The organism is Hydrogenophaga sedimenti (assembly GCF_051857515.1).
Taxonomy (GTDB): domain Bacteria; phylum Pseudomonadota; class Gammaproteobacteria; order Burkholderiales; family Burkholderiaceae_C; genus Hydrogenophaga.
On sequence record NZ_JBPZHA010000004.1, the window covers coordinates 207,707 to 234,342 of the forward strand.

Sequence of the window (26,636 nt, forward strand, 5' to 3'; positions counted from 1 at the left end):
GGTTCAGAGCGCTTCGACCCGCGACAGGTCGGGCCGCGCCAGCCAGGCCGCAAACTCATCGGCGAGCTCGGTGGCGGCGGCGGTGGCGCCGTTCCAGACCTTCATGCGGGCCGCGAGGTTCTGGCCGTGGCGGGTGAAGTCGGTGCGGTCGGGCAGCTTGCCGCCGGGCAGCGTGTGCACCCACCCGGGGTCGGGCGCGATCACGAGCATGCGGTCGAGCGCGGCGCTGGAGACATGCCGCCGCTTCCAGGCCTTGTCGAGCCAGCCGGGCACCACCGCGCGCTGGAAATGCGGGTAGAGCACGATGGGCGAGGCGTCGGGCGTGCGGTAGCGCAGGTGCAGGTGGTAGTCGGTGATGCCGCCGTCCCAGTAGGCGCCGGCGGGCGCACCGGGAATCTGGTGCACCGCGCGCAGCACGAACGGGATCGAGCAGCTGGCCTGCAGCGCCGGCATGAAGTTCTCGGCGGTGAGCGCGACCTGGCGGGTGCGGAAGTCGCGCGGGTCGAACGGCAGCGGCGCCATCGCCCCCGCGTCGGCCGACGAGAAGACCACGCGCTCCAGCCAGTGCCCCAGCGCCTTGCGGCTCACCGCGTTGGCGGCGAAGGCCGCCGCGTAGCCCAGCGGCGTGCGCAGCCGGCCCTCCTGCGCGAGCACGTGGCGCCCGCGCGAGGTGACGATGTGCAGGCGGTAGCGCGGGTGGCCGAGCACCTCGGCGATGCGGCCGCCGTAGAACTGCCGCAGGTTGTGGCCGAACTGGCCGCTGACCTGGTCGGCGGTCGGCGTCTTCTGCCCGGGCGGCAGCTCGTAGTGCTGCGCGATGTAGTCGCGTTCGAGCCGGTGGAGCGCGGCGACGCTGTCCTGCAGGCAGGCCGTGGCCATGCGCCAGGCGCCGATGGAGGCGCCGATGAGATCGACCGGCTGGCTGCTCTGCGGCAGCCACTGGCCGAACAGGAAACGGTCCAGCGGCCCGAGGATCAGGCCCTTGGGACCACCGGCGGCGGCCGGAATGGCACCCACGTCCTGCGGACGCAGGCCGTGTTCGCGCAGGTGGCGCAGCGCGGCAGGACCCGCGTAAAGGCGCAAGGAAGACATGGAGACGGTGTTGAGTGATCCGGGTAAGTCCCGACGCCGCTGACAGCAGAGTGACAGTCGGCGTGACTGAAATGCCCATTTGACCTCAAACCGGAGGAGACCTGCGCATGAAACGTCGAAGCCTGTTGATCGCCGGAACGGTGGGCAGCGCCGTGTGGAGCACGGCCACGCCGCTGATGGCCCAGACCGCCGCGGCCCCGCGCGCCCTGCCTTCGGTGCGCATCTACATCCCCGGCGGCGCGGGCGGCGGCTGGGACCAGACCGGCCGGGCGCTCGGTGCCTCGATCCAGGCCGCCGGCCTCGCGGGCAAGGTCGAGTACGAAAACAAGGGCGGCAAGGGCGGCACGCTAGGCCTGGCCGATTTCGTCGCGCGGTTCAGCCAGGACCCTTCGGCCCTGCTGGTGGGCGGCATGGTGATGCTGGGGGCGATCGCGGTCGGCAAGCCGGAGGTCACGCTGGCCCGCGTGACGCCCGTGGCCCGCCTGACCAACGACTTCATGGTGCTGGTCGCCAAGGCCGGATCGAAGCTGACGACCATGCCCGCGCTGCTCGACGCGATGCGCAAGGATCTGGGCACGGTGGCGTTCACGGGCGGTTCGTCGGGCGGGGTCGACCACATGCTGGCCGGCATGATGGCGCGGCAGTTGCGGCTGGACCTGAACCGGCTCAGCTACCTGCCCACCGCCAGCGGCCGCGAGGCGGTCGCCCTGCTGGACAAGGGCACGGCGCAAATCGCCATCTCCAGCTACAGCGAGTTCCAGACGGACATCGAAAGCAAGGCGCTGGTGCCGCTGGCGATCTCGTCGCGCAAGTCCCTGTACGGTGTGCCCTCGCTCACCGAGCTGGGGGTGAACACCGAGCTGGGCAACTGGCGCGCGGTGTTCGGTCCGGGTCAGATCGCGGAGGCGGACCGCGAGAACCTGCGGCGCATCGTGGTCGCGGCCACGCAGCACCCGAGCTGGAACCAGACCCTGACGGAACGCAAGTGGATCGGTGCGCTGATGCACGGCAAGGACTTTGCCGAGACGCTGGTCATCGAGCAGGCGATTGCCAGCGCGGTCACCATGATGCTGCGGCTCAAGAGCTGAACCGCCGGCCGGGGCGCGTGGTCCGGCGCCCGGGGCAGACTCAGGAAATGTCGACCGTGTCTTCCTGCACCGTGCGGGTCAGCGACGGAATCTCTTCGCCGATCACGGTGTCGGGGTCGATGCCCAGCACCAGACCGATCGGATCGGGATAGGTGTTGATCAGGGCCTCGCTGCCCAGCGCCAGCTCTTCGGCCCGCGCGCGCCACGAAGCGATGTGGATCACGCCGGCAATCGGTTCGTAGACGTCGTTGTCGAACGGCGCGGCCTGGTGCTCGATCGCGTTGATCATCTTCTTGGGAAACTTCCACTCGCGGGCCAGCGCGGCGCCGACTTCGGCGTAGCTGTAGCCGAACAGGCCGCGCTCGGCGCGCGCCCGCTTGAGGTCGAGCATGGGAATGCTGCGGTCCAGGTCGATCATGGCCTCGGGCATGCCGGCGTGCATCACCAGCTCGCCGATGCCGTGCACCAGGCCGGCGGTGAAGGCGGTGCTTTCGTCGATGCGGATCGGCAGCGCGATGTAGCGGGACAGGTTGGCGCTGTTGATGCTGTAGCGCCAGAACTGGCCGAGGTTGACGCCGCCCAGGCGGTGAAACCCGTCGCCCAGGGCCGCGCCGATCACCAGTGCGCGCACCTTGATCAGGCCCATCATGTTCATCGCCTCGCGGGCGTTGGTGACCGAACGGTGCAGCCCGAAGAAGGCCGAGTTGGCGGTCTTGATGAGCTTGGCGGTCAGCACCGGATCGGACTCGATCAGCGCCGCCGCCTGCAGCAGGTCGACCTCTTCCTTGTCGAAGGTCTCCATCAGCTTGCGCACCACCTTGGGTGCGGACGGCAGGGCATTCGGTTGCTTGAGCAATTTATCGAGATGCATGGCGCGGTTCCCTTGGGTGGTGTTGGAGAGGGGGTGGTTAGAGTTTCGACCGTCGCGAGCGGGACTTGAGGGGTTGAACGGCGTTCAGCCGATGAAAGCGCCCAGGGCCTGGGAAATCGACCATTCCGACGGGTCCTTGCCCAGCACGCTGTCCAGCTCCAGGCCCAGCGTCAGGCCGACCATGTCCGGGAACGTCGCGGCCAGCCCGTTGTCGTCCAGCTGGAGCTCTTGGGCCCGCGCCCGCCACGAGGCCAGGTGCAACACCCCGGCCAGCGGGTCGTAGGCCTCGCCCTCGAACGGGGAAATCTGGTTGGCCAGGGCCGACACCATCTCGACCGGGAACTGCCAGCGCTCGACCAGGCCGGCGCCGACCTCGGCGTAGCAATAGCCCAGCGCCGCCTTTTCGGCCGCGGCGCGGTTGAAGTCCAGCGGAGAGGTCGAGAGGTCCAGCGGCGCCATGCGATCGGGCATGGCGATGTGCATGACCAGGATGCCGATGGCGTGGATCAGACCGGCCGTGAACGCGCCGCTCTGGTTCTGGTGCAGGGTCTCGGAGAGCGAACGCGCGATCTCGGCCGCCTGCAGGCTGTAGCGCCAGAACTGCTTGAGGTCGATGCCGGGCACGTTCTTGAAGCTGCCGCCGAGCGCGGCCGCCATCACCAGCGAGCGCGTGTGGGTCATGCCCAGCAGGGCCACCGCTTCGTCGGCGCTGCCGATCTTGCGGCTGACCCGGAAAAACGCCGAGTTCGACAGGCGCAGCACGCGGGTGGTGAGGGCCGGGTCGCGTCCGATGAGTTCGGAGACCCGTTTGGGGCTCGGGTCCTCCCGGTTCATCTCGACCAGCAGGTCCGACACAGCGCGCGGCATCGCCGGCAGGGCGCGCGGGTAATTGAGCAGGGCTTCGAGTTCCATGGTCAGAAGTCCGAGGTTCGGGTGGAGGAATGAACACCACCTCTATCGACCACCCGGACCCCGACTTGAGTCCCCGCCAACCCGCCCCCCGGCCGGCGTGACAGGCTTAACGCTTGTTCAGGCCCTGCAGCTTCGCAAAGGCCGAGGCCATGGCGCCGGCCTGTTCGGGCTGGCGCTGGCCGCCACCGTGGTTCCCCTGCCCCCGGCCGTGGTCGCCGCCGAGCGGGCCGCCGCGGGACGGCTCGAACCGGTTGTCGCGCGGGCCGTCCTTGCGGGCGGGCGCGGCGTCCAGCTTCATGGTCAGGCTGATGCGCTTGCGGGCCGCGTCGACCTCCAGCACCTTGACCTTGACGATGTCGCCGGTCTTGACCACCTCGCGCGCGTCGTTGACGAACTTGTGGCTCAGCTGGCTCACGTGGATCAGCCCGTCCTGGTGCACGCCCAGGTCCACAAAGGCGCCGAACTGGGCCACGTTGCTCACCGTGCCCTCCAGCACCATGCCTTCGCGCAGGTCGGCGATGTCGTCCACGCCCTCGTTGAAGCGCGCCACCTGGAAGTCCGGGCGCGGGTCGCGGCCCGGCTTTTCCAGCTCGCCCAGGATGTCCTTGACCGTGATGACGCCGAACTTCTCGTTGGCGAACAGCTCGGGCCGCAGCGTCTTGAGCATGTCGGCCCGGCCCATCAGGTTCGCCACCGGCTGGCCGGTCTTGGCGATGATCTGCTCGACCACGGGATAGGTTTCCGGGTGCACCCCGGTCATGTCCAGCGGGTTGTCGCCATCGCGGATGCGCAGGAAGCCCGCCGCCAGTTCAAACGTCTTGGCGCCCAGGCCGGTCACGTCCAGCAGCTGCTGGCGGTTCCTGAAGGCGCCGTTGGCTTCGCGCCAGCGCACCACCGCCTTGGCCACCGAGCCCGACAGGCCCGAGACGCGGGTCAGCAGCGGCACGCTGGCCGTATTCAGGTCCACGCCCACGCCGTTCACGCAGTCTTCCACCACCGTGTCCAGCGTGCGCGCCAGCTCGCTCTGGTTCACGTCGTGCTGGTACTGGCCCACGCCGATGCTCTTGGGGTCGATCTTCACCAGCTCGGCCAGCGGGTCCTGCAGGCGTCGGGCAATCGACGCCGCGCCGCGCAGGCTCACGTCCACGTCCGGCATTTCCAGGCTGGCAAATTCGCTGGCGGAATAGACCGAGGCGCCCGCCTCGCTCACCACCACCTTCTGCACGCCCTCGATGCCCGCCTTGGCCAGCATCTTGATCAGTTCACCGGCCAGCTTGTCGGTCTCGCGGCTGGCCGTGCCGTTGCCGATCGCGATCAGCTGCACGCCGTGCTGGCGGCACAGCAGCGCCAGCGTGTGAAGGGAACCGTCCCAGTCGCGCCTGGGTTCATGGGGATAGACCGTGTTGGTCGCCACCAGCTTGCCGGTCGCGTCCACCACCGCCACCTTCACCCCCGTGCGGATGCCCGGGTCCAGGCCCATCACGGCCTTCTGGCCGGCGGGCGCAGCCAGCAGCAGGTCGCGCAGGTTGTCGGCAAACACCTTGATCGCCACCGCCTCGGCGCTCTCGCGCAGGCGGGTGAACAGGTCGCGCTCGGTCGAGAGGCTCAGCTTCACGCGCCAGGTCCAGGCCACGCACTTGCGGATCAGGTCGTCCGCCTTGCGCCCCTGGTGGCTCCAGCCCAGGTGCAGCGCAATCTTGCCCTCGGCCAATGATGGTTTGCCCGGCTCGGGCATCTCGGGCAGCACCAGCTTGGCGTCCAGGATCTCCAGCGCCCGGCCGCGGAACACCGCCAGCGCCCGGTGCGACGGCACGCGGCCGATCGGCTCGTCGTATTCAAAATAGTCGCGGAACTTGGCCACATCGGCGTTGTTCTCGTCCTTGCCTGCCACCAGCTTGCTCTGCAGCAGGCCCTCGGCCCACAGCCATTCGCGCAGCGACTGCACCAGCGCCGGGTTTTCGGCCCAGCGCTCCGAGAGGATGTCGCGCACCCCGTCCAGCACGGCCTGCGGCGTCGAGAAGTCCGCGCCCGGCTTGCCGTCGTCCAGCACCTCGGGCGGCTTGGTGAAGGCGGCCGCCTCGGTCAGCGGGTCCAGCGTCGGGTCGGCAAACAGCTTGTCGGCCAGCGGCTCGATGCCGAACTCGCGGGCGATCTGCCCCTTGGTGCGGCGCTTGAGCTTGAACGGCAGGTAGATGTCTTCCAGCTCCTGCTTGGTCGGCGCCTGGGCAATGGCCACGCGCAGCGCGTCGGTCAGCTTGCCCTGCTCGTCAATGGCCTTGAGCACGGTTGCGCGGCGGTCTTCCAGCTCGCGCAGGTAACCCAGGCGGTACTCCAGCTCGCGCAGCTGGACGTCGTCCAGCCCGCCGGTCACTTCCTTGCGGTAGCGGGCGATGAAAGGCACCGTCGCCCCCCCGTCCAGCAACTCCACCGCGGCCAGCACCTGCCGCGGCTCAACCCTGATCTCTTGCGCGATCTGCGCGATGATTTTCTGCATGTCCCAAGGGGCGCCAGCGGCCCGGTTTTCAACGAAGCGGACGAGTTTGCCACAGGGGTAGAGGGGAACCTCAAGCCACTTAAAAAACTGAACGGCAAATCAACCAGTACCTGTGCTTGCACCACATCTTCGGTCGGCAGATAGATCGACTCCACGAGGTTCATCCAAGAATTAGGTGCTGATTTGCGAGCGACGCAGATCACATCGAATTAATCATCTCTAGGCGCAAGTGTTTTCAAATTCGACAACACCTAGCAAGCACCAGACATCCTTATTCGATCGCGTCAAAATGGTAAACCTCAAATCCAAAGCCATATTGCAACCATAGCTTAAACCGAAAACCACCAAGAATGCCTAACGGAAAGTCCAGCCTGCATCCGTCTTGAGCATCACACCTTCCGCCGCAATTTTAACCGAAACACCATTGATATATTGATTAACTGCATTTACAGGCCCTTCGCGTCGCAAAGTAGAGTGCAGCAGCCCAAAAGGTGTTGATTGGGAATAGTCGATACATTCGGTTGGAAAATCTGGCTCTTTAATTTTTTCGATCAATTTAATGGCCGGAGGAGGACCAAAATCATCACCAAGGGCAAACATCCCATCGGTCGAGCCAACAAATTTCTTAACGCGCTCATAGCGCTCAAATTCTACTAGCCGTTCCAGTCTGCGCGATTCAACCTCCTCGGCCTCATATTCCTCGTTCGAAGCGTTTGACGGAAGCCTTTCTCGGTGAATCCACTTATCCAATAAAACTTTAGATTCGCCGGGTTTATCATATAGTTCACCTATTTGTTTTTTAACTTCTTGCGACTTTTCCCAACGGCGAAGATCATCCACGTACCCACCGTCGACCTTAACCCCTAATTCATAAGAATATTTAACAACAACCTTATTGGAGTTACTCAATTCCGGCTGAATCACTTCATCCAGATTGACATCACTAATTTTCGCAAATTTACATTGTGAAACCAACTGTTTAGAAAGCGCCTCTTTCACATCCGAGGAACTAGGTTTTGACGAACATCCCAGCAAAAAAGCGGGCAACAAAAACGCAATCATAAGCCTCATTAAAATCACCTCCCGTTAGAAATAAATTCATATCGAAAATCATCATCTTCACAGTCACCCACCAATACATAATACAACCTCCAACATCAAATCGAAATCCAAATTCATTCAAACAAAATAGTGAAGCCAAATCATAGCACCCCAAGCTCGGCGAAAATCAAAATCGCAAAATTCGATCTAAATACGCGCGTTCCTCATAAAAATAAAACAATTATTTCAGGGCTCATGTCTTACCTTTTTCGGCAAGGGGTAAACACCCAAAGGCAATATCTCAAACAGACAATCGCTAATCTGAGCACAGAGATACTGTCAAGACCTTCCCACATTACGCGACGCGCCTCGCAAACCCTTACCGCCAAAAATCAACGACGTAGCCCGCAACCCGCTGATTTGAGCGAGCTTTGCAGCGGCGTCGGATGTAGATGGACCATGGCCTCCCTCCTCTGGTCTGGAATGTAATTGGTTGTTGTGCGTTCGAGCGACCATTCTGCAACGTCTTGTCACAAGCAGGCAACCGCCGCCCCCACATTCAACAGGTGGTGACCTGCAACAAGCGCGTAGGGCATCGTTCTGCCCCTTGACCGAATTTCTAACGTTTCTCTACAAATCTGGCCGTTTTCTATCAAAATGGTGTTCCTCCTATCCAAACACCACCATGGCCGACACCTTCCTCGGTTTCCAGCGCCTGGCCCAAGTCCACGGCATCCGCCTCGTGCAGCCGCTGTTCAGCCGCAGCCGCCTGGGGTCCGTGCGCCAGCGCGAGGTGGTGGACGGCCACGAGGTGCTGACCTGGCCGGCGCAGTACCAGCCGGACGATAGTTTCCGGGGGCATTTCGAGTTCGGGTTGAAGTACGAGCGGCTGCATTTCGAGTTTTTCTCGCGCCTGTTTGCCGCGCTGGACCCCGCCGAGGTGGCGGCCTGGGCGCGGGACGAACCCACCGGCCGCTACGCGCGCCGCACAGCTTTCTTGTATGAGTGGTTCACCGGGCGGCGGCTGGACGTGCCCGACACGGCGGCCAACATGGGCTACGTGGACGCCATCGACGCCGGGCAGTACCTTGCCGCGCCGCAGCCCGAGCGGGTGCGGCGCTGGCGGGTGAACGACAACCTGCCCGGCTCGCCGGAGTTCTGCCCGCTGGTCTACCTGGAGCCGGAGGCAGATCGTGGCTGGCTGTACGACGTGGCGGCCGGCGTGCAGCGGCTGGACGACACCTATGGCCCGGAGCTGCTGTTGCGCAGCGCGGCCTGGCTGACCTTCAAGGAGTCGCGTGCGAGCTTTGCCGTGGAGCACGAGGCCGACCAGGACGACAAGGTGCGCCGCTTTGCCGCCGCCATCGGCGAATTCAGCGGCCGGCTGGACGACCCCATGTCACCCGATCACCTGCTGACCTTGCAGCAGGCGGTGCTGGGTCCGTACGCGCTGCGGGTGGGGGTCCGCCAGTCGCCCGTGTTTGTGGGGCAGAGCAGTTTTCGCGCGCAGCTGGTGCACTACATCGCGCCGGGCGAAGACATGGTGCCCGGCATGCTGGACGCGCTGCGGCTGACCGAACGGCGCACGCGAGGCGCCAACAGTGTTGCGCGGGCGGCGGCGGTGTCGTTCGCGTTTGTCTACCTGCACCCGCTGGCCGACGGCAATGGGCGGGTGCACCGCTTTCTGGTGAACCATTTACTGGCGGCGGACCAGGTGGTGCCGCCGAACATCGTGGTGCCGGTGTCGGCCACGATCGCCGGCTCGGCCAAAGGGCGGGCGCAGTACGACCAGGTGCTGGAGGTGGTGTCCCGGCCGTTCATGCAGGCCTATGCCGACGGCTACCGCTTCGCGCAGCACCGGGTGTGCCCCGATGGGGTGGAGACCAATTTCGAGTTCCTGCAGTCCGACGACGCGCAGCACGTCTGGCGCTACCTGGACCTGACCGCGCACACACGCTACCTGAGCGAGCTGCTGCGCCAGACGGTGGAACACGAGATGGCGCAAGAGGCCCTGCTGCTGCGCCAGCACGACGCCGCACGTGCCGCCATCAAGCGCTGGGTAGAGATGCCGGACGCCGACGCGGACCGCATCATCCGTTCGCTCCACCAGAGCCAGTGGGTGGTCAGCGGCAAGCTGCGGCAGGAACTGCCGACGATCTTTGAAGAACGCGGTGTCTTCTACGGGGTGCACGGCCAGCTGGTGGAAGCCGTGCGCGCGGCGTTTGAGGACGGCGCAGGAGACGCGCCAGCCCGGTGAGCGGCAGGCCCGGACACACATGCAGGACGATCTGTTCGGCGCACCGCCGGCACCTCCACCGGCCAACCCGAAGCCGCCTGCGGTCGCGCCCGACGAGGCGGAAGACGACACCGCGCCCACCAAACCCCTCCGCCGCTCCAGCGAAGTCCACCTTCTTCCGCCAGACGACGCCACCCGAACCCTCGCCGCCCGCCTGAACCCGCGCATCCGCCTGGGCGCCTCGACCTGGAGCTACCCGGGCTGGGCCGGCATCGTGTGGGACGAAGGGCCTTACAGCGAGGCAGTGCTGGCCAAGAACGGGCTGACCGCCTACGCGCAGCACCCGCTGCTGCGCTGCGTGGGCATTGACCGGTCGTTCTACCGCCCGCTGACCGAGGGGCAGTACGCGCGCTTTGCGGATCAGGTGCCCGACGATTTCCGCTTCGTGGTGAAGGCGCCGGCGCTGGTGACGGACGCGCTGGTGCGCGGCGAACAGGGCCAGGGCCGCCAGCCCAACACGGCGTTTCTGGACCCGGTGCTGGCGACGCAGGAGTTCATCACCCCAGCGCTGGCGGGGCTGGGCGACAAGGTGGGCGCGCTGGTGTTCCAGCTCAGCCCGTTGCCGTTTTCGCAGTTGCAGCGCCTGCCGCTGTTGCTGGAGCGGCTGCGCGCCCTGCTGCGGGCGCTGCCCGATGTGCGCGGCGCCACGCCCGACGGCGTGGTGGCGGTGGAGGTGCGCGACCCGGAGTGGCTCTCGCCCGCCATCGCGCCGCAGCTGGCGGCCGTGCTCAAGGAGACCGGCGCCACCTACTGCCTGGGCCTGCACGCCAAGATGCCGCGCCTGGCCGAGCAGTTGCCCATCCTGCGCGCGCTCTGGCCCGGGCCGATGGTCTGCCGCTGGAACCTGAACCCGCTGCACGGCGCCTACGGCTACGAGGACGCGCAGCGCTCCTACGAACCCTACGACCGCATCCACGACGTGGACGCCGAGACGCGCGCGCTGATCGTGCGCACGGTGCGCGGCGTGACCGGCGCGGGGCAGAACGCCTACGTCACGATCAGCAACAAGGCCGAGGGTTGTGCGCCGCTGTCGGCGCGGGCGCTGGCGGAGGGACTGGCCGCCGCCTCGCAAGACGGCGACTGAGGGGGCTAGCCCCGAACTCTTTGCACCGGGGCGCCGTGCGCGGGCTTGCGCAAGGTGATCCAGCTCAGCGCCAGGGCAGAGAGGCCCCCGGTCGCCATGCCCAGCACCATGGGCAGCGGCAGGCCGTTGGCGAACAGGCCGACCACGCCCATGGCGGCCGAGCCGCAGAGCATCTGCAGCGTGCCCATCAGCGCCGACGCGGTGCCCGCGATCGCGCCGTGCTCTTCCAGCGCCAGCACCGACACGGTGGGGATCACCAGGCCCATGAAGGCCGTGGCCACGAAGTTGAGCGCGATCAGCACCACCAGGCTGTCACCACCAGAGAGGTAGTACAGCAGCAGCGCGAGCAGCACCAGCCCGGAGACGGTCACCGCGCCTTTGGCCAGCGCCGCCAGCCCGAAGCGCCGGCCCAGCGGCCCGGTCAGTTGCGCGGCGCCGATGAAAGCGGCCGCGTTGACCCCGAAGGCCAGGCTGTATTGCGTGGGCGTGAGGCCGTAGTGGTTGATCAGCACGAAGGGCGAGCCGGCGAGATAGACGAAGAACCCCGCCATCGCGAAGGCGCCGATGAACACCAGGCCCAGGAAGTGCGCGTCGCGCAGCAGCAGGCCGTAGCCGCGCAGCGCGCTGCCCAGGCTGCTGTCCACCCGCTCGGCTTCGCTGCGCGTTTCCACCAGCGCACCGCGCACCAGCAGCAGCCCGGCCACCGCCGCCAGCGCCACCGCCCAGAACACGCCGCGCCAGCCGGTCAGCGCGATCACGCCGCTGCCCGCCAGCGGCGCCAGGATGGGCGAGACGCTGAACACCAGCATCAGCAGCGACATCAGGCGCGCGGCCTCGGCGCCGGTGTGCAGGTCGCGCACGATGGCGCGCGGGATCGCCATGCCGGCGGCCGCGCCCAGCCCCTGCAGGAAGCGCAGCGCCACCAGGGTGTGGATGTCGGTGGCCAGCGCACAGCCGATGCTGGCCAGCGCGAACAGCACCAGGCCCGCGTACAGCGGCGGCTTGCGGCCCACCATGTCGGACACCGGGCCGTAGAGCAACTGCCCCAGGCCGATGGAAAGAAAGAACGCGGTGAGGGTGAGCTGGACCGGCCCAACCTCTGCCCCCAGGCTGCGCCCGATGTCGGGCAGCGCGGGCAGGTACATGTCGATGGCGAAGGGGCCGATGGCAGAGAGCAGGCCCAGCACCAGGGCCATCTTGAGGTAACGCGAAAGCATCGGGGGATTGTCGCGGCGCGGCCGGAACGCCGCCCGGCGGGCCCGGAACAACCCTGCGCGGCAGCCTGCGGGCGTCAGTCGAACAGCGAGGGCCCGCCGCCAGGCTGGTAGCCCTCGATCTCCAGCAGGCGCCACTTGGTGATGGCGCCGCCGCTGGCGGAGAAACCGCCGGGCTGGCCGCCCGCCGCGAGCACGCGGTGGCAGGGCACGACGGGCGCGAACGGGTTGGCGCCCATGGCCTGACCGATGGCGCGGGCCAGACCCTTGTCGCCCAGCTCGGTGGCCAGTTCGCCGTAGGTCATCACCTGGCCGGGCGGGATCGCGCGGGCGCGCTCGTAGACCCGCTGCAGGAAGGGTGTGAGACGCGACATGTCCAGCGGCAGGTGGCGCAGGTCGGCCGGTCGCTCGCCGCGCAAGGCCGCTTTCAGCTCGGTGATGGCCGACTGCACCGAAGGCGGTGGATCGCCCTCGGGGACGGGCGCCGGCAGGTGCCGCAGCATGCGCTGGCGCGTGCCCTCCGGCGTGGGCTCGGGCAGTTGCACCGCCGTGATGCCCGCCGGCCCCCAGGCCATGCCGCAGGTGCCGATGGCGGTGTCGAACAGCGCGTGACCGACGCCGTCCATGGCGCCCCTCAGCCCGCGCGCAGCGCCTGCCGCAGACCCACGCCGATCTCCGGCCGTTCGGCGAACGGGTCGGGCGGGTTGGTGCCGGCGACGATGGCGTCGAAACGCGACTTCGCGTTGCCCAGCGCCTTGGGGTGGCTGTAGATGTAGAACTGGTCGTGGCCGATGGCGTGGAACACCGCTTCGGCCATGTGCGTGGCCGTCACCTTGCCCGAACCGACCGCCTTGTCGGTCATGGCCTGGCCGATCAGCTGGCTCTGCGTCGGTTTCTCGTCGGCCATGTCGGCCGGCTTGTTGCGCTCGCTCTTGTTGATGCCGGTGGGCACGAAGTACGGGCAGAGCACGCTGGCGCTGATCTGGTCGGTCACCAGCTTCAGGTCCTGGTACAGCGTCTCGGTCAGGCTCACCACCGCATGCTTGCTGACGTTGTAGACGCCCATGTTGGGCGGCGTCAGCAGGCCGGCCATGCTGGCGGTGTTGACGATGTGGCCCTGGTAGGCGGGATCGGCCTTGGCGGCGGCCAGCATCATCGGGGTGAACAGGCGCACCCCGTGGATCACGCCCCAGACGTTCACGCCCATGACCCAGTTCCACTCCTTGACCGAGTTCTCCCAGATCAGGCCGCCGGAGCCGACGCCGGCGTTGTTGAACACGAAGTGCGGCGCGCCAAAGCGCTGTTGCACCGCCTGCGCCAGGGCTTCCATCTGCGCGGCGTCGGACACATCGACCTTGCGCGCCAGCACGGTCGCGCCGGCGGCTTCCAGCTCGGCCTGGGCCTTGTCCAGCGCGTCCTGCTGCACGTCGACCAGCACCAGGTTCATGCCCAGCCGGGCGCCGATGCGGGCGCACTCCAGCCCGAAGCCGGAGCCGGCGCCGGTCAGCACGGCGGTCTTGCCTTTGAAGTCGTTGATCATGGGTGTTGTCTCCTGTGAATGGCGGTATCAGGGTCTGAGCATCTCGATGTGCGGGATGCCGTCTTCGACGTAGGGCTTGTCGTCGGACACGAAGCCGTGCCGGTTGTAGAACGCTTCGAGGTGCGCCTGCGCACCGATGCGGATCGGTTGCGGCCTCCACAGCGCGGTCAGCTGCCGCACCGACTCGGCCATCAGCGCGTGGCCGATGCCGCCGCCGCGAGCCGCCGGCGAGGTCACCACGCGGCCGATGCTGGCCTCGGCGAACGACACGCCGGGCGGCACCAGGCGGGTGCTCGCGTGCAGATGGACCACGCCCTGCGCGTCCACCACTTCGCCCAGCACATGCAGGCACTGCGCATCCAGCCCGTCCATGTCCTGGAACAGGCAGTTCTGTTCGACCACAAAGACCTCGCTGCGCAGGCGCAGCAGGCGGTAGAGCGTGTCCGCGCCCATGGCGTGGAACGGCAGGCAGCGCCACTGCAGGGCGCCACCCGCACCGAAAACCGTCGGCCCGCTCAAGCGCGCACTTCCCGCAGCACGTAGCCCACGCGGGGGAAATGCACATGCAGGCGCCCGGCGCGTTCGTCGTGGCGCTCCAGCGTGTAGTGCGTGCGGGTGGCGGCCAGCAGGATGCCTTCGGTGGTCTCGGGGCCGAAGCTCTCGGCGGCCACGGTGACGCGGCTGCCCAGGGCGATGCCGTGGTCGTCCTGGAACACCTCGGGCGACAGGGGGGCGGGCTCGGCGGCGGCCGCGATCGCGATGGCGTCGCTGGCACCGAGTTTCGTGGGCTTGCCGTGGCCGATGGCCGCCATGCGGTCCATCCAGGCCAGCACCTCGGGCGTCGCTTCCAGGATGCCGGCCATCGGCGGCACCAGGTGGCGGGTGAACCAGAGCGGGTGGTAAGCCGCGAAGTCGGCGATGCAGGGCGCGTCGCCCAGCAGGAAGGACTGGCCGTGCAGCATGTGCGCCAGCCGCCGCAGGTAGCTGCGGTAGGCCGACGCGGCATCGCCCGGACGCACGCGGGTCATGCCGCTGCTCATGGCGCCGCGGTCGGCGGCAAAGGTCTGCGCCGCTTCGGGCGGCTGGTTGGCGAACAGGGCGGCGGCGCCCCTGGGGCCGAGGTTGTGCCCCATCGAGGCCCAGAACAGCGTGCTGTCGGCCCACTGGGCCACGATCCGCGCCACGCCCTTGACGGCGTCGGGAAACAGCGCCGGCGCCGGCTTGAGGTGTTCGAGCACCGTGGCGATCAGGGCGGTGTCGCACCAGATGTCGGCACCGATCTGCAGGATCGGTGTGCGGCGGTAGCCGCCGGTGAGCGCCACCACATCCGGCTTGGGCATCACGCTGGGGATGTAGACGCTCTGCCAGTCCAGCCCCTTGAAGCCCAGCATCAGCCGCGCCTTTTCCGCAAACGGCGACATCGGGTAGTGGTGAAGGATGGGAACGCTGCCCTCGGGCACGAAAATCGAAGCCATGTCTGCGGTACCTCGGGTCGGGAATGACGACCAGCCGCAGTGTGCATCAAACGCGAAAATCCGCGGTCACACCCACGACAATAGGAGCCATGGCCATTCTTCGCCCTTTCATGGACCTGCTGGACGACCCGCTGTCGGTCGAACGGGGTGTGCTTGCCAGACCCCGCTGGGTCATCAGTGCCCTGGTCTGGATCGCCGGCTTCGCCTGCATGGACTGGATGCAGAACACGCTGGAGCTGGGGCTGGCGGCCATCACGGTCACCCTGATCCTGACCTCGGCGCTGGCGTCGCTGTTCGTCACGCCGCTGATGGCCGTGGTGTTTGCCCTGGTCGCCGCGCTGGCCTTCAACTACCTGTTTGCGCCCCCGATCGGCAGCCTGCAGTTCAAGCTGGGCCTGCACCACGACGTGATCCTGATCGTGGCGCTGGGCGTGAGCCTGGTGGTGGGTGCCCTGACCTCGCGGCTGCGCATCGTCGGTCTGGCGCTGCAGCAGCGCATCGGCCAGCTCAAGACCCTCAACGGGGTCAGCAACACGCTCAACCGCAGCGAGGACCCGGCGCAGGTCTCGCCCTTCATCGGCTCGGCGCTGACCAGCATGGTCGATGCCCAGGTCAGCCTGATCATCGCGGCCGACGTGTCGGACTCCCCCGCCGATCCCCCGGATGCGGCGCGCGAGAGCGAGCCGGCCCACTGGGGCACCTTCGACGACGCCCAGCTGGCGGCCATGCAGCAGTGCATCTCGAGCCAGGCGCCGGTGTCGGCCGGCCCGCGCGGCATCTGCCTGCCGCTGACCGGACAGCAGTCGACCCTGGGTGCAGCGCTGCTGACCTGGCGGAGCGAAGGCGCGAAGTCCCGGGCCGATCTGGACGCGGCACAAACCCTGTGCAACCTGTTCGGCATGGCGCTGGAACGGGCCCAGCGGGCCCGCAAGGCGACCGCCGCCAGCAAGGCGGCCTTCCGGCGCCAGCACAGCAACCTGGTGCTGTCGGCGGTGTCGCACGAATACCGCACCCCGCTGACCACCATCCTGTCGCACGCGTCACAGATGCGGACCCACGAACAGCAACTGGGCCAGCGCGAGAAACAGCGCATGCTGGACAACATCATCGACGAGGTCGAGCACCTCAAGCGGGTCACCGGCAACATGCTGCAGCTGGCCCGCCTGGACGCCCAGGCGTTCTCGCTGCAGCTGGAATGGGAGTCGATCGAAGACCTGCTGGGCAGCGTGCTGCACCGCTTCCGCACCCGCGACCCCGAATGGCGCGCCACCGCCGACCTGGCCCCGGGCCTGCCGCTGATCCGGTGCGACGCCATCCTGCTGGCCCAGGTGTTCGACAACCTGCTGGACAACGCCCGCTCGTACGCGGGACGGCAACCGCCGCACATCCGGGCCTGGACCGAAGACCGCATGCTGCACATCGCCGTGATGGACCGCGGGCCCGGCATCGCACCGACCCTGCAGCTGCGCCTGTTCCAGGTGTTCGAGCGCGGGCGCGCCCTCAAGCAGGTGCCCAGCCTGCCCGAGGAGGACAACCGCCAGCGCATGGGCACCGGTGTGGGCCTCGCGCTGTGCCGCGCCATCCTCAAGGCCCACGGCGGCGAAATCCACTGGAAACCGCGGGACGGCGGCGGGTCCGTGTTCGAATGTGTGCTGCCGCTGTCGAGCGAAACCGCCATGACCGTCCCGCCGCCGATCATCGAAGAAGAACCGATCTCATGAAGCCGAACATCCTGCTGATCGAAGACGACTCGCGCCTGCGCAGCGCGCTGCTGCAACCGCTGCAGCTCGAAGGACATGAAGTCGTGGTGGCCACCCGGATCCAGGAGGCGCAGGCCCAGCTGCGGCAGGCCCGCGACCGCTTCCAGGTGGTGCTGCTCGACCTGAACCTGCCCGACGGCAATGGCGAGCAACTGCTGGACGAGCTGCTGCGCGCCAACCTGTCGGTGGTGGTGATCTCGGCCGAGCACAACGAGGACACCCGCATCCGCCTGCTGGACCGCGGCGCCGAAGACTACCTGGTCAAGCCGTTCTCGGTGCCCGAGCTGATGGCGCGCATCCGGGTGGCTGCGCGCCGTCGGCAACCCTCGGCACGTGGTCCGCTGGTGTTTGAAGCCGGCGACCTGGTCATCGACACCGGCAGCCACACGGTCACCCGCAAGGGCGAGCGGGTGCGCCTCACGCCGACCGAGTTCAAGTTGCTGGAAGTGCTGGTGCGCTCGGCCGACAAGGTGGTGCCGCGCCGCCAGCTGCTGTCGACCGTCTGGGGGCCGGGCAACGCCGAGCAGACCCACTACCTGCGGCTGTACATCGCGCAGCTGCGCGCCAAGCTGGAAGACCGGCCCGCCGACCCGGTCCACCTGATCAACGAACCGGGCGTGGGCTACAAGTTCTGCAGCAGCGCCACCGGAACGGCAGGGTCCGGGGAGCCGGTCGACGCCGAGGAGTGAGCGAAACGGGCCGGGTCAGGCGCCCGGCTTGAGGTGCGGCGCCAGCATGTCGGCCAGCTTGGCGTAGAAGCTGGCGCGCGGGTGGTCGTCGAGCCAGAAGTAGTCGTGCTTGTTGGTCGCGGTGGTGACGTCCAGCACTTCGAACTGCAGTTCGGGCAGCCTCTCGCGCAGCACCTTGGTGAACGAGTGCATGAAGCGCGTGTTGTTGCGGCCGTAGCTGGAGGACTCGTAGATGATCAGGCGCCGGCCCTTGAGGTAGTCCATGTGCCGCGCCAGGATGTCCGAGAACGCCTGCGCCTCGCCCTCGTAGTCGCGCGTGCGGTCTTCCTGCTTCATCTCCCAGCGGTTGGCGTACTCCCCCTCGCGGATCACCTGTGCAATGCCCCGGAAGGTGTCGCCCAGCGGCGTTCCCGCGGCCTTGCGGGCGTGGTAGACCTCTTTGGCCAGGGTGATGTTCTGCAGGATGCCCTTGCGGTTTTCGGGCTCCTGGTCCGCCGGCAGGGTCAGGTACTCGGCGTTTTCGCCAAGGTCGTTCTCGCAGTACTGCAGCACCAGCACCTGCGCGTTGGGCGCGTGGTCCTCGGCCGCGGCCAGCTCGCGGTAGGTGGCGTAGATCGGCACCCCCAGATTCAGCGCGTCGATGTTGTGCCGGCTCTTGAGCTGGGCGTTCAGCGTGTCCGCGTCGTTGACCGAGAAGCCGTAGGTGTGCGAGTCGCCGAGCAGCACCACCTTGGCGTCATACGGGACCTTCGGGTTCGCGTTGCGAAAGCCATTGGCATCGATGGTCTGGACCGTGCTGTACTCCGCGTTGTTGAAGTGGCATTCGCCGGACTTCATGCGGTAGACGTAGCGGTGGTCGGGCACCACATCGAAGCAGTCGAAATTGATGTTGCGGATGTACTGCCGGTAGGCCTGCGGAAACGCGTTGGTCAGGAAGGTGAAGTAGACCAGCACGCCCACGATCGCCAGCAGGGGCGACAGCGCGATGCCATAGAAGACCAGGTTGCGGACGCGGGACGGCTTCTGTTCCATGGTCAATCGAGTTCGTACAGGTCCTGGTAGTTCTCGCGCAGGCTCTCGGGCTGGTCTTCCTTGCGCAGGATGGCGTTGCCCACCACCAGCACGTCCAGCTCGGTGCCCATGAAGCAGCGCAGCGCGTCCTGCGCCGTGCAGACAATGGGCTCGCCACGCACGTTGAACGAGGTGTTGACCAGCACCGGACAGCCGGTGAGTTCCTGGAAGCGCTTGATCAGCGCGTGGTAGCGCGGATTGGTCGACGCGGTCACCGTCTGGATGCGCGCCGAGTAGTCCACGTGCGTCACCGAGGGAATGCTCGAACGGGGCACGTTGAGCTTCTCGATGCCGAACAGGGCGTCTTCCTCCGCGGTCATGGCCCGGCGGTGTTCCGGCTTCACGTCGGCCACCAGCAGCATGTAGGGGCTGTCGCCGTCGAGCTCGAACCAGTTGGCCACCTCTTCGCGCAGCACGCTGGGGGCAAAGGGCCGGAACGATTCGCGGTACTTGACCTTGAGGTTCAGCTGCCTCTGCATGTGCGGCGAGCGGGGATCGGCCAGGATGCTGCGGCCGCCGAGCGAACGCGGGCCGAACTCCATGCGTCCCTGCATCCAGCCGATGGCCTTGCCGCTGGCCAGCGCTTGCGCCGTCTGCTCGATGATGGCGTCGTCGTCGAGCACCGTGTAGACCGAACCCTGCAGGCCGGCCTCGATCTCGGCCATGCCGTAGGCCGGGCCCAGGTAGGAACCGGCCATGCCGTCGCCACCCGGCACCAGCGCACGCGGCGCCTTGTTGTGCAGGTGCGCCACGGCCAGGGCCGCCCCCAGGGCACCGCCCGCGTCACCGGCGGCCGGCTGGATCCAGACATGGTCGAAGCTGCCGTCGCGCAGCAGCTTGCCGTTGGCCACGCAGTTCAGCGCCACGCCACCGGCCAGGCACAGGTTGCGTTCACCCGTTTCTTTGGCCAGGCTGCGCGCCATCTTGAGGACCACGTCCTCGACCACAGCCTGGATCGAGGCGGCCAGGTCCATTTCGCGCTGCGTCAGCTCCGACTCCGGTTCGCGCGGCGGGCCGCCGAACACATCGTGGAACTTCTCGCTGGTCATGGTCAGACCGGTGCAGTAATTGAAATACGACATGTCCAGCGTGAAGCTGCCGTCGTCCTTCACATCGATCAGGTGGTCACGGATCAGTTTGGCAAAACGCGGTTCGCCATAAGGCGCCAGACCCATGACCTTGTATTCGCCGGAATTGACCTTGAAACCGGTGTAATAGGTCAGGGCCGAATAAAGCAAACCCAGCGAATGGGGAAACTGGATTTCGCGGGCAATCTGCAGATCGCTGCCATTGCCGATCGCCAGCGAGGTCGTGGTCCATTCGCCCACACCGTCCATGGTGAGCACGGCGGCGCGTTCGTACGGCGATGGAAAGAACGCACTCGCGGCATGGCTCAGGTGGTGCTCGGAGAACAGCAGGCGCTCGCCCCAGCCCACCTTGTCGCCCAGCGCCTTCGCCAGATCCTGCTCGATCACCCGGCGCTGGAACAGCTTGTCCTTGACCCAGACCGGCAGCGAGGTCGCAAAGCTCTTCAGGCCCCTGGGGGCGAAGGCCAGGTAGGTCTCGAACAGGCGCTCGAACTTCAGGAACGGCTTGTCATAGAACACCACCTGGTCGACCTGCGACGGCGCAATGCCGGCCTGCGACAGGCAGTAAGCCACGGCCTTCGAGGGAAAGTCGCTGTCGTGCTTCTTGCGGGTGAACCGCTCTTCCTGCGCCGCAGCCACCACCTTGTTGCCCATCACCAGGCAAGCCGCCGAATCGTGGTAGTAGGCGGAAATGCCCAGAATGTTCATGGATCAGAACAACGTGTAGATGAACGGGGCCAGGACGGAGCCCTGGGCCAGGATCAACAGGCTTCCGATCAGGACAATCACCAGAATCAGCGGCAGCAGCCAGAGCTTCTTGCGGGTGCGCAGAAAAGCCAGCAGTTCAGAGAAAAAAGACATGTGAAGGCGCCCGGGATCGATGGATGTCAGTAGGGATGCTTGAAGGAGTCGGGATCGATGGTCTTCACTTCGCGCTCGATCCAGTAGCTGGCGCCGGACTGCCGTCGCATGCGCAGGGGATCACGACCGAACAGGCGCCCCACCAGCGCCACGGGTGTGATCAGCAGGAAATAGATCGCGCCCAGCACGATGGGCTGCACCACCCGCCCCATCGCTTCGCCCAGCCGCATCCACAGCCGTTCGACGGGCATCAGCCACGCTGGACGCGCCAGCGCCAGCCCGCCCAGGGCGAACATCAGCGCCAGGCTGATGTTGCGCGAACCGGCGTGACCACGGTAGTGCGCCAGGCCAGCCATCACCGCCAGCGCGAAGGCCATCAGCGCACCGAATTTCTGCGCGCTGTTGACGGATGGGGATGCGTGCTGTTCGCTCATCGCCGGTCAGCGCTTGGCCTGGCCCTTGAACTGGGCCTTGGCCCGCCAGTCGCGGATGCCGCGCCAGATCACGGGCGGCACCCAGTCCTGGATCTTGTGCAGTTGCAGACCACCCAACTGCTCACCCGGGCGAGCCTTGAAGATGGTGGTGTGCGCATCCGCTTCGGAGGTCTTCTGGCGACCGTTGGTGTAGTAGTACAGCGCGATCGACTTGCGGCTGTTGCCGGGCGGGCAGGTCAGCGGGTCCGGATGGCCGTGGAACGACTCGCTGGTGGTCGAGAACATGCCCAGGCGGTTGAACATCGGCGCAATCTTGTTGCCCATGCGCTTGCAGTCCTTGTCCCACAGTTCCAGGTGGCCGCCCCACTCGTCCTGCCAGTCCTTGTTCATGTAGATCAGGATGTTGACGCGGCGGTCGAGCTTGAGCTCGTTGTGCAGGTTGAAGTCGGCGTGCAGCTTGAGCAGGCCGCCCGGCAGGGTCTGGTGCAGACCGCCACCGGACATCGAGGGATCGGGAATCAGGTTCTTGATGCCGGTCAGCTTCTCCAGGAAGGCCAGGAAGCCGTTGGAGTTGAACTGGTACATCAGCTGGCGGGTCACCGGGCCGAACTCGCGCTCGTCGGCGCAGAGCATCTTGGTTTCGTCGGGACGGCGCAGGTCGTTCCAGTCGGCCTGGTCGGGCTTCGGAAACTCCTGCCAGACCGCTTCCGCCACATCCAGAGGCAGGAAGTTGTCGAAATAGATGCTGGGGAACGGGTCACCGTTCTGGTACCGCTCGGCGTTTTCTTCCGCGAGCTTCAGGTACTTGGGGTCGTCGAAAATGAAGCGATCGGCGAGGGGGTTGTTGCTGCTCATATGGAAAACTTTCGTCGCAAGAACACGGGCGCCCATGGCAGGCGCTCCAAAGCTTTCTAATTTATGCAGCACAGCGTATGGAATACGTATGGGATACGGTTGCGCTTGTTGGTCGCTCCTTGATCGAAATCAAATTCGGAAAAATTCGGGGCGTTTCATCCCTCCGACGGGGGAAGGGCGCGCGCAATCAATCCATCCATATCGGCCCCTTCGCCCAGCGAGCCGAAGCACAGACCCCAACGCCCACCCAGGCGCGAATCGCAGAACGCGCCAAACACGGCGGAGGGGGCCGTCCGGGCCAGCAGGGCCGCCTGCACCGCCAGCGCCACGTCCTGCGCCAGCCGCCGGGCTTCCATCTCGCTGGCCATCTGTTCGACCCGAACCGGCAGGCGGTCGGCCAGATGGTCCAGCGCCGGGTGCAGGCCCCGCGCGGGCGCGAGTTCGTGCGCCAGCGCGGCCGCGGCGTCGGCCTTGCGCAGGGCCCGCAACAGGTCCAGCGCCATGATGTTGCCCGCGCCCTCCCAGATCGAGTTCACCGGCATCTCGCGGTAGATGCGGGCCATGATGCCTTCGCCGCCCTCCTCCACGTAGCCGTTGCCGCCCAGGCACTCCATCGCCTCCTGCGCGAAGTAGCTGCCGCGCTTGCAGATCCAGAACTTGGCCACCGGGGTCAGCAGGCGCTGCATCACGCGTTCGTGCTCGTCGCCTGCCGCGCGGTCAAAGCTGCGCGCCAGCCGCATCGACAGCGCGGTGGCCGCCTCCGACTCCAGCGCCAGGTCTGCCAGCACGTTTTTCATCAGCGGCTGCTCCACCAGCTTCCTGCCGAAGGCCGAGCGCTGGCGGGTGTGGTGCACGGCGATCGACAGCGCGTGGCGCATCAGCGCACTGGTGCCCAGGGCACAGTCGAGCCGCGTCATGGTGCCCATCGCCAGGATCTGCGGCACGCCACGCCCTTCTTCGCCCACCAGCCAGGCGGTGGCGCCGGCAAACTCGACCTCCGAACTCGCATTGGCCTTGTTGCCCAGCTTGTCCTTCAGGCGCTGGATGAACAACTGGTTGAGCGAACCGTCGGGCAGCACGCGCGGCAGGAACAGGCACGACAGGCCACTCGGTGTCTGCGCCAGGATCAGGAACGCATCACACATCGGGGCCGAGAAGAACCACTTGTGGCCGGTGACGCTGAAGCGCTGGCCCCAGCCGTCCGAGCCATCGGGCACGGCCTGCGTGGTGTTGGCGCGCACGTCCGAGCCGCCCTGCTTCTCGGTCATGCCCATGCCCATGGTCACGCCGGTCTTGTCCTTCCACAACGTCAGTGTCGGGTCGTAGGCGCGGCTGGTGAGCTGCGGCGCCCAGTCGCGGTAGATCGCCGGGTTGTCCCTGAGCGCCGGCGTGACCGCGTAGGTCATCGAGATCGGACAGAGGACAGACGGCTCCAGTTCGGTGAACAGCATGAAGGCGGCCGCACGGAGGGTGTGCGCCCCCACGCTCCCCACTTCGTGTGGTTCGCTGCCCCCCGAGGGGGCTGCCGCGCCTTGGGGCGGCCCGGCGTCGCGGCTGGTGTGCGCCCAGGGGGTGCCATGCAGGCCGGCGGCGGTGGCCGCCGACATCAGCGCGTGGTAGCTCGGGTGGAACTCGACCTGGTCGATGCGGTGGCCGAAGCGGCTGTGGCTCTTGAGCTGCGGCGTGAACACATTGGCCAGGCGCGCATGTTGCTGCATCTCCGCGCTGCCGACCTGCTGGCCCAGGGCATGCAGCGGCGCGGTGTCGAGCGACGGCGCGTTGAAGCGCAGCGCATCCTGCAACGCCCGGTTGCCCTCGAACAGGTTGACATCCACCAGCGGCGCAGGCTGGTTGAAGACTTCGTGGGTCGCACGCATGAAGACACCTCCAACGAAAGCGGTGACTTCGGTCGAGGCCACCGTGGAACCGGCTCCGCCGGGCCGCCAGTGGCGTCCCCTGGGGGGTGACGCCGCAGGCGGCGCGAGGGGGGGGGGCTAAATGAGCTTCACCAACTGCTTGCCGAAATTCTTGCCCTTGAGCAGGCCCATGAAGGCTTCAGGGGCGGATGCGATGCCTTCGGCAATGGTTTCGCGCGGCCGCAGCTTGCCCTGCGCCACCAGCGTGCCCAGCTCGGTCAGCGCCTCGGGCCAGACCTCCATGTGTTCGCTGACGATGAAGCCTTCGATCTTGAGGCGGTTGACCAGGATCAGCGCCGGGTTGGCCAGCGGCAGCGGCTGGCCGTCGTAGCCGGCGATCATTCCGCAGACGGCAATGCGGCCGAAGGCGTTCATGCGCAGCAACACCGCGTCCAGGATCATGCCGCCCACGTTCTCGAAGTAGCCGTCGATGCCGTTGGGGCACTCCTGCTTGAGCGCCTTGGCCAGCGAGTACATGTCCTTGTGCTGCTTGTAGTCGATGCAGGCGTCGAAACCCAGTTCCTTGACCGCATAGGCGCACTTCTCGGGACCACCGGCAATGCCGACCACGCGGCAGCCACGCGCCTTGGCCAGCGCACCGAAGGCGCTGCCGACCGCACCCGTGGCCGCGCTGATGACCACCGTGTCGCCGGCCTTGGGCGCGATGATCTTCACCAGACCGTACCAGGCGGTCACGCCCGGCATGCCGACCGCGCCCAGGTAGTACGACAGCGGCACGTGCGTGGTGTCGACCTTGCGCAGCGCGCCGGGCTGCACCGCGTCGACCACGCTGAATTCCTGCCAGCCGCCCATGCCGACCACGCGGTCACCCGGCAGGTACTTGGGATGGCGCGAGTCGACCACCTCGCCGACCGTGCCGCCGATCATCACCTCGCCCAGCGGCTGCGAGGCGGCGTAGCTCTTGCTGTCGTTCATGCGCCCGCGCATGTACGGGTCCAGGCTGAGGTAGTGGTGGCGCACCAGCACCTGGCCGTCCTTGAGCGGCGGCGTCTCGGTGGTGACGAGTTTGAAGTTGCCGACAGTGGCTTCGCCCTGCGGGCGGTTGTCGAGAAGGATCTGCTGGTTCTTGGCCATGGTGTGTCTCCGTGTTTTGAAAAAGCGCTGCGCTACTCAGTCGGTGCGCAGGTTGTTGAGTGGCTGGGTGGACCTGCCGACCGGCAGGCGCGGCACGAACTTGAAGGTGCCGGTGGCGTGTGCGCAGAGCTTGCCCGCGGCGTCGACGATGCGGCCTTCGGTGAAGGCCATGGTGGCGGTGCGGTGCAGCAGCTTGCCGTGCGCCGTGATCGCACCCTTGGCCGGGCGCATGAAGCTGGTCTTCATCTCGATGGTGACGCAGCCCATGGCCGGCTCGACCGAGCGCGCGGCGTGCGCCATCACCACGTCCAGCAGCGTCATGCTGGCGCCGCCGTGCACCACGTTGAACGAGTTCTGGTGCTCGGGCTTCGAGTGGAATCCGATCTGCGCCTCGCCGTTCTCGAACCGCTGCAGCTCAAAGCCGAGCAGTTCGACGAAGGGAATGTGGACTTCGAATTTCATGGGACAACGATACAGCCATTCGGGGCTGCCGCTGTCCCTTCGGAGTCAGGAAATCACTGTGTCTTGACGTGCCCCAGATTGCCGGTGTTGGCGACCTGCGCGTCGTCGGTGTGGTTGGTGTAGAGCAAGCCGCCCGAGAAGCCCGCCCAATGGAAGTGCGGTTGCGACCCCTGCCATGGCACCCGCTCGACCACGCCGTTGCAGCGGGTGTACTCCACATAGTTGGCCGTGTCGAGCAGGTATATCCTGCCCGCGTTGGCCGCGTCGCTGATGGACCCCACCACACCGTAGCTGCCCTGGTGGTAGGCGACGGCCTGGCGGAACGCGATGCAGCTGGCGGTCGGGCCCTTGTAGATCAGGGTGTAGTCGAAGTAGCCGTTGGCGCCGAAGGTGTAGAAGCTGCCGTACTGGGTGCCGTCCAGGAAGGTCGTGATGTATTGCCACCGGCCCGTCAGCCGGTTGTCCAGGTAGGACCCCGCCGGCAAGGTGGGCGGCGGATTCACACAGGCGGTGCCATCGCTGTTGGGCACCAGTGGCGGCGTGCACGTGATCTGCGGCACCGGGATGTAGTAGGCGGGACCGTCCAGGCTGTAGCCGTTGCCCGCGCCGAGCAGGCTGTTCTTTTCCGTCTCGCTGGCGGTGTAGAAATGGAAGCCACCGACGGTCTGGTAGAAGCGGTAGACGGGGCGCATGCCCGATTGCTGGGTCGTGCTGGCGTAGAACGCGACACCGTCGAGCGAGAAGTACGGGTAGTTGGCCAGGATCGCGGATTTCTCGGTTTCGCTGATGGTGTAGAGATGGGTGCCCGTGTTCCGGTTGAAGAAGCGGTAGACCGGACTCAGCCCGGCTGCCGCCTGCCCGTACACCTCGTAGGCCGCGCCTTCGTAGGTGAAATACGGCAGGGTGGCCTGGATGTTGTCGCGCTCGGTGGTGCTGACGGTGTAGAAGTGGGCACCGGTCCGCGTGTTGTAGAAGCGGTACATCGTGACCTTCACGAAGGCCTTGCGCTCGGGCGCCGCCGCGGGTGCGGTCCCGGTGTCCGAATCGATCGCTGCAGCCGCCAGCGTCTGTCGGTTGAGGCCGGCCAGCGCCCCGGCCTGCTGGCTGGTCAGCCCCTGGGTCTTGCTCTCCGCCACCGGGCTGGGGGAATCGGCGGCAGCGCCGCCCCCGCAAGCGGCGAGCCCGAGGGTCGCGGCCAGCGCGCCCCAGAGGCACACGCGCCGCAGGGCAGGAAGGGCTGCCGCAGCGGCGGCGGCACCGAAGAATGGCTTCATGACAATGGCTCCCGGGATCGTGGA

The 26,636-nt window shown here is 66.8% G+C and carries 24 protein-coding genes; 5 read left to right on the plus strand and 19 right to left on the minus strand.

Features of this window, described 5'->3' with window-relative positions; genetic code table 11:
* Window positions 1–3: 3 nt before the first annotated feature.
* Window positions 4–1,092, minus strand: coding sequence for a patatin-like phospholipase domain-containing protein (locus tag ACS5NL_RS08295; RefSeq protein ID WP_439353255.1), 1,089 nt, complete (start codon window positions 1,090–1,092; stop codon window positions 4–6).
* Between the two features lie 107 nt (window positions 1,093–1,199).
* Here ACS5NL_RS08295 and ACS5NL_RS08300 point away from each other — a divergent pair, with 107 nt between their 5' ends.
* Window positions 1,200–2,180, plus strand: a complete 981-nt coding sequence (locus ACS5NL_RS08300) for a Bug family tripartite tricarboxylate transporter substrate binding protein (protein ID WP_439353256.1) — start codon at window positions 1,200–1,202, stop codon at window positions 2,178–2,180.
* A 40-nt stretch (window positions 2,181–2,220) separates the two neighbouring features.
* Here the strand turns inward: ACS5NL_RS08300 and ACS5NL_RS08305 are convergent, their stop codons facing one another.
* From ACS5NL_RS08305 to ACS5NL_RS08320, 4 genes are all read right to left on the minus strand, one after another.
* Window positions 2,221–3,051, minus strand: a complete 831-nt coding sequence (locus ACS5NL_RS08305) for an HDOD domain-containing protein (protein WP_439353257.1) — start codon at window positions 3,049–3,051, stop codon at window positions 2,221–2,223.
* Window positions 3,052–3,135: 84 nt separating this feature from the next.
* On the minus strand, window positions 3,136–3,963 hold the full coding sequence (locus ACS5NL_RS08310; protein ID WP_439353258.1) for an HDOD domain-containing protein: 828 nt from the start codon (window positions 3,961–3,963) through the stop codon (window positions 3,136–3,138).
* Between the two features lie 106 nt (window positions 3,964–4,069).
* The gene (locus ACS5NL_RS08315; protein ID WP_439353259.1) at window positions 4,070–6,457 is read right to left on the minus strand and encodes a Tex family protein; all 2,388 of its coding nucleotides are present in this window, start codon (window positions 6,455–6,457) and stop codon (window positions 4,070–4,072) included.
* A 354-nt stretch (window positions 6,458–6,811) separates the two neighbouring features.
* Window positions 6,812–7,519, minus strand: coding sequence for a hypothetical protein (locus tag ACS5NL_RS08320; protein ID WP_439353260.1), 708 nt, complete (start codon window positions 7,517–7,519; stop codon window positions 6,812–6,814).
* Window positions 7,520–8,183: 664 nt separating this feature from the next.
* Here ACS5NL_RS08320 and ACS5NL_RS08325 point away from each other — a divergent pair.
* Window positions 8,184–9,755 carry a Fic family protein gene (locus ACS5NL_RS08325; RefSeq protein ID WP_439353261.1) on the plus strand — a complete coding sequence of 524 codons (1,572 nt, stop codon included), beginning with the start codon at window positions 8,184–8,186 and terminating at the stop codon, window positions 9,753–9,755.
* 19 nt (window positions 9,756–9,774) lie between these two features.
* On the plus strand, window positions 9,775–10,878 hold the full coding sequence (locus tag ACS5NL_RS08330) for a DUF72 domain-containing protein (protein ID WP_439353262.1): 1,104 nt from the start codon (window positions 9,775–9,777) through the stop codon (window positions 10,876–10,878).
* A gap of 5 nt (window positions 10,879–10,883) precedes the next feature.
* Here the strand turns inward: ACS5NL_RS08330 and ACS5NL_RS08335 are convergent, their stop codons facing one another.
* The 5 genes from ACS5NL_RS08335 to ACS5NL_RS08355 all read right to left on the minus strand — a co-directional run bounded on the left by ACS5NL_RS08335 (window position 10,884) and on the right by ACS5NL_RS08355 (window position 15,107).
* The gene (locus ACS5NL_RS08335) at window positions 10,884–12,095 is read right to left on the minus strand and encodes a multidrug effflux MFS transporter (protein ID WP_439353263.1); all 1,212 of its coding nucleotides are present in this window, start codon (window positions 12,093–12,095) and stop codon (window positions 10,884–10,886) included.
* 74 nt (window positions 12,096–12,169) lie between these two features.
* Complete coding sequence (locus tag ACS5NL_RS08340) at window positions 12,170–12,718, minus strand: methylated-DNA--[protein]-cysteine S-methyltransferase (protein WP_439353264.1); 549 nt, start codon at window positions 12,716–12,718, stop codon at window positions 12,170–12,172.
* A gap of 8 nt (window positions 12,719–12,726) precedes the next feature.
* Window positions 12,727–13,632, minus strand: a complete 906-nt coding sequence (locus ACS5NL_RS08345; protein ID WP_439353265.1) for an SDR family oxidoreductase — start codon at window positions 13,630–13,632, stop codon at window positions 12,727–12,729.
* A 27-nt stretch (window positions 13,633–13,659) separates the two neighbouring features.
* A complete protein-coding gene (locus tag ACS5NL_RS08350) occupies window positions 13,660–14,151 on the minus strand; it encodes a GNAT family N-acetyltransferase (protein WP_439353266.1) in 492 nt (163 codons plus the stop codon).
* Window positions 14,148–15,107, minus strand: coding sequence for a glutathione S-transferase family protein (locus tag ACS5NL_RS08355; protein ID WP_439353267.1), 960 nt, complete (start codon window positions 15,105–15,107; stop codon window positions 14,148–14,150). Before ACS5NL_RS08355 ends, ACS5NL_RS08350 begins: the two co-directional genes overlap by 4 nt.
* An 89-nt stretch (window positions 15,108–15,196) precedes the next feature.
* On the opposite strand from ACS5NL_RS08355, the gene ACS5NL_RS08360 reads away from it, so the two are divergent.
* Window positions 15,197–16,828: a sensor histidine kinase gene (locus tag ACS5NL_RS08360; RefSeq protein WP_439353268.1), complete on the plus strand. Its 1,632-nt coding sequence runs from the start codon at window positions 15,197–15,199 to the stop codon at window positions 16,826–16,828.
* Window positions 16,825–17,556: a response regulator gene (locus ACS5NL_RS08365; RefSeq protein WP_439353269.1), complete on the plus strand. Its 732-nt coding sequence runs from the start codon at window positions 16,825–16,827 to the stop codon at window positions 17,554–17,556. The genes ACS5NL_RS08360 and ACS5NL_RS08365 overlap by 4 nt, the downstream gene beginning before the upstream one ends.
* 15 nt (window positions 17,557–17,571) lie before the next feature.
* On the opposite strand, the gene ACS5NL_RS08370 is transcribed toward ACS5NL_RS08365, so the two are convergent.
* The 9 genes from ACS5NL_RS08370 to ACS5NL_RS08410 form a co-directional block, all read right to left on the minus strand.
* On the minus strand, window positions 17,572–18,588 hold the full coding sequence (locus ACS5NL_RS08370; protein WP_439353270.1) for an SGNH/GDSL hydrolase family protein: 1,017 nt from the start codon (window positions 18,586–18,588) through the stop codon (window positions 17,572–17,574).
* A gap of 2 nt (window positions 18,589–18,590) precedes the next feature.
* A complete protein-coding gene (locus tag ACS5NL_RS08375) occupies window positions 18,591–20,423 on the minus strand; it encodes a carbamoyltransferase family protein (protein WP_439353271.1) in 1,833 nt (610 codons plus the stop codon).
* 3 nt (window positions 20,424–20,426) lie between these two features.
* Window positions 20,427–20,576, minus strand: coding sequence for a DUF5989 family protein (locus ACS5NL_RS08380; RefSeq protein ID WP_439353272.1), 150 nt, complete (start codon window positions 20,574–20,576; stop codon window positions 20,427–20,429).
* Window positions 20,577–20,602: 26 nt separating this feature from the next.
* Window positions 20,603–21,010 carry an SxtJ family membrane protein gene (locus ACS5NL_RS08385; RefSeq protein ID WP_439353273.1) on the minus strand — a complete coding sequence of 136 codons (408 nt, stop codon included), beginning with the start codon at window positions 21,008–21,010 and terminating at the stop codon, window positions 20,603–20,605.
* Between the two features lie 6 nt (window positions 21,011–21,016).
* The gene (locus tag ACS5NL_RS08390) at window positions 21,017–21,865 is read right to left on the minus strand and encodes a 2OG-Fe(II) oxygenase (RefSeq protein WP_439353274.1); all 849 of its coding nucleotides are present in this window, start codon (window positions 21,863–21,865) and stop codon (window positions 21,017–21,019) included.
* 155 nt (window positions 21,866–22,020) lie between these two features.
* A complete protein-coding gene (locus ACS5NL_RS08395; protein WP_439353275.1) occupies window positions 22,021–23,742 on the minus strand; it encodes an acyl-CoA dehydrogenase family protein in 1,722 nt (573 codons plus the stop codon).
* Between the two features lie 117 nt (window positions 23,743–23,859).
* Window positions 23,860–24,876, minus strand: coding sequence for an NADP-dependent oxidoreductase (locus tag ACS5NL_RS08400; protein WP_439353276.1), 1,017 nt, complete (start codon window positions 24,874–24,876; stop codon window positions 23,860–23,862).
* 36 nt (window positions 24,877–24,912) lie between these two features.
* Window positions 24,913–25,338 (minus strand): PaaI family thioesterase, encoded by a 426-nt coding sequence (locus ACS5NL_RS08405; protein WP_439353277.1) that lies wholly within the window; start codon window positions 25,336–25,338, stop codon window positions 24,913–24,915.
* A 53-nt stretch (window positions 25,339–25,391) separates the two neighbouring features.
* On the minus strand, window positions 25,392–26,612 hold the full coding sequence (locus ACS5NL_RS08410; protein WP_439353278.1) for a hypothetical protein: 1,221 nt from the start codon (window positions 26,610–26,612) through the stop codon (window positions 25,392–25,394).
* Window positions 26,613–26,636 lie beyond the last annotated feature (24 nt).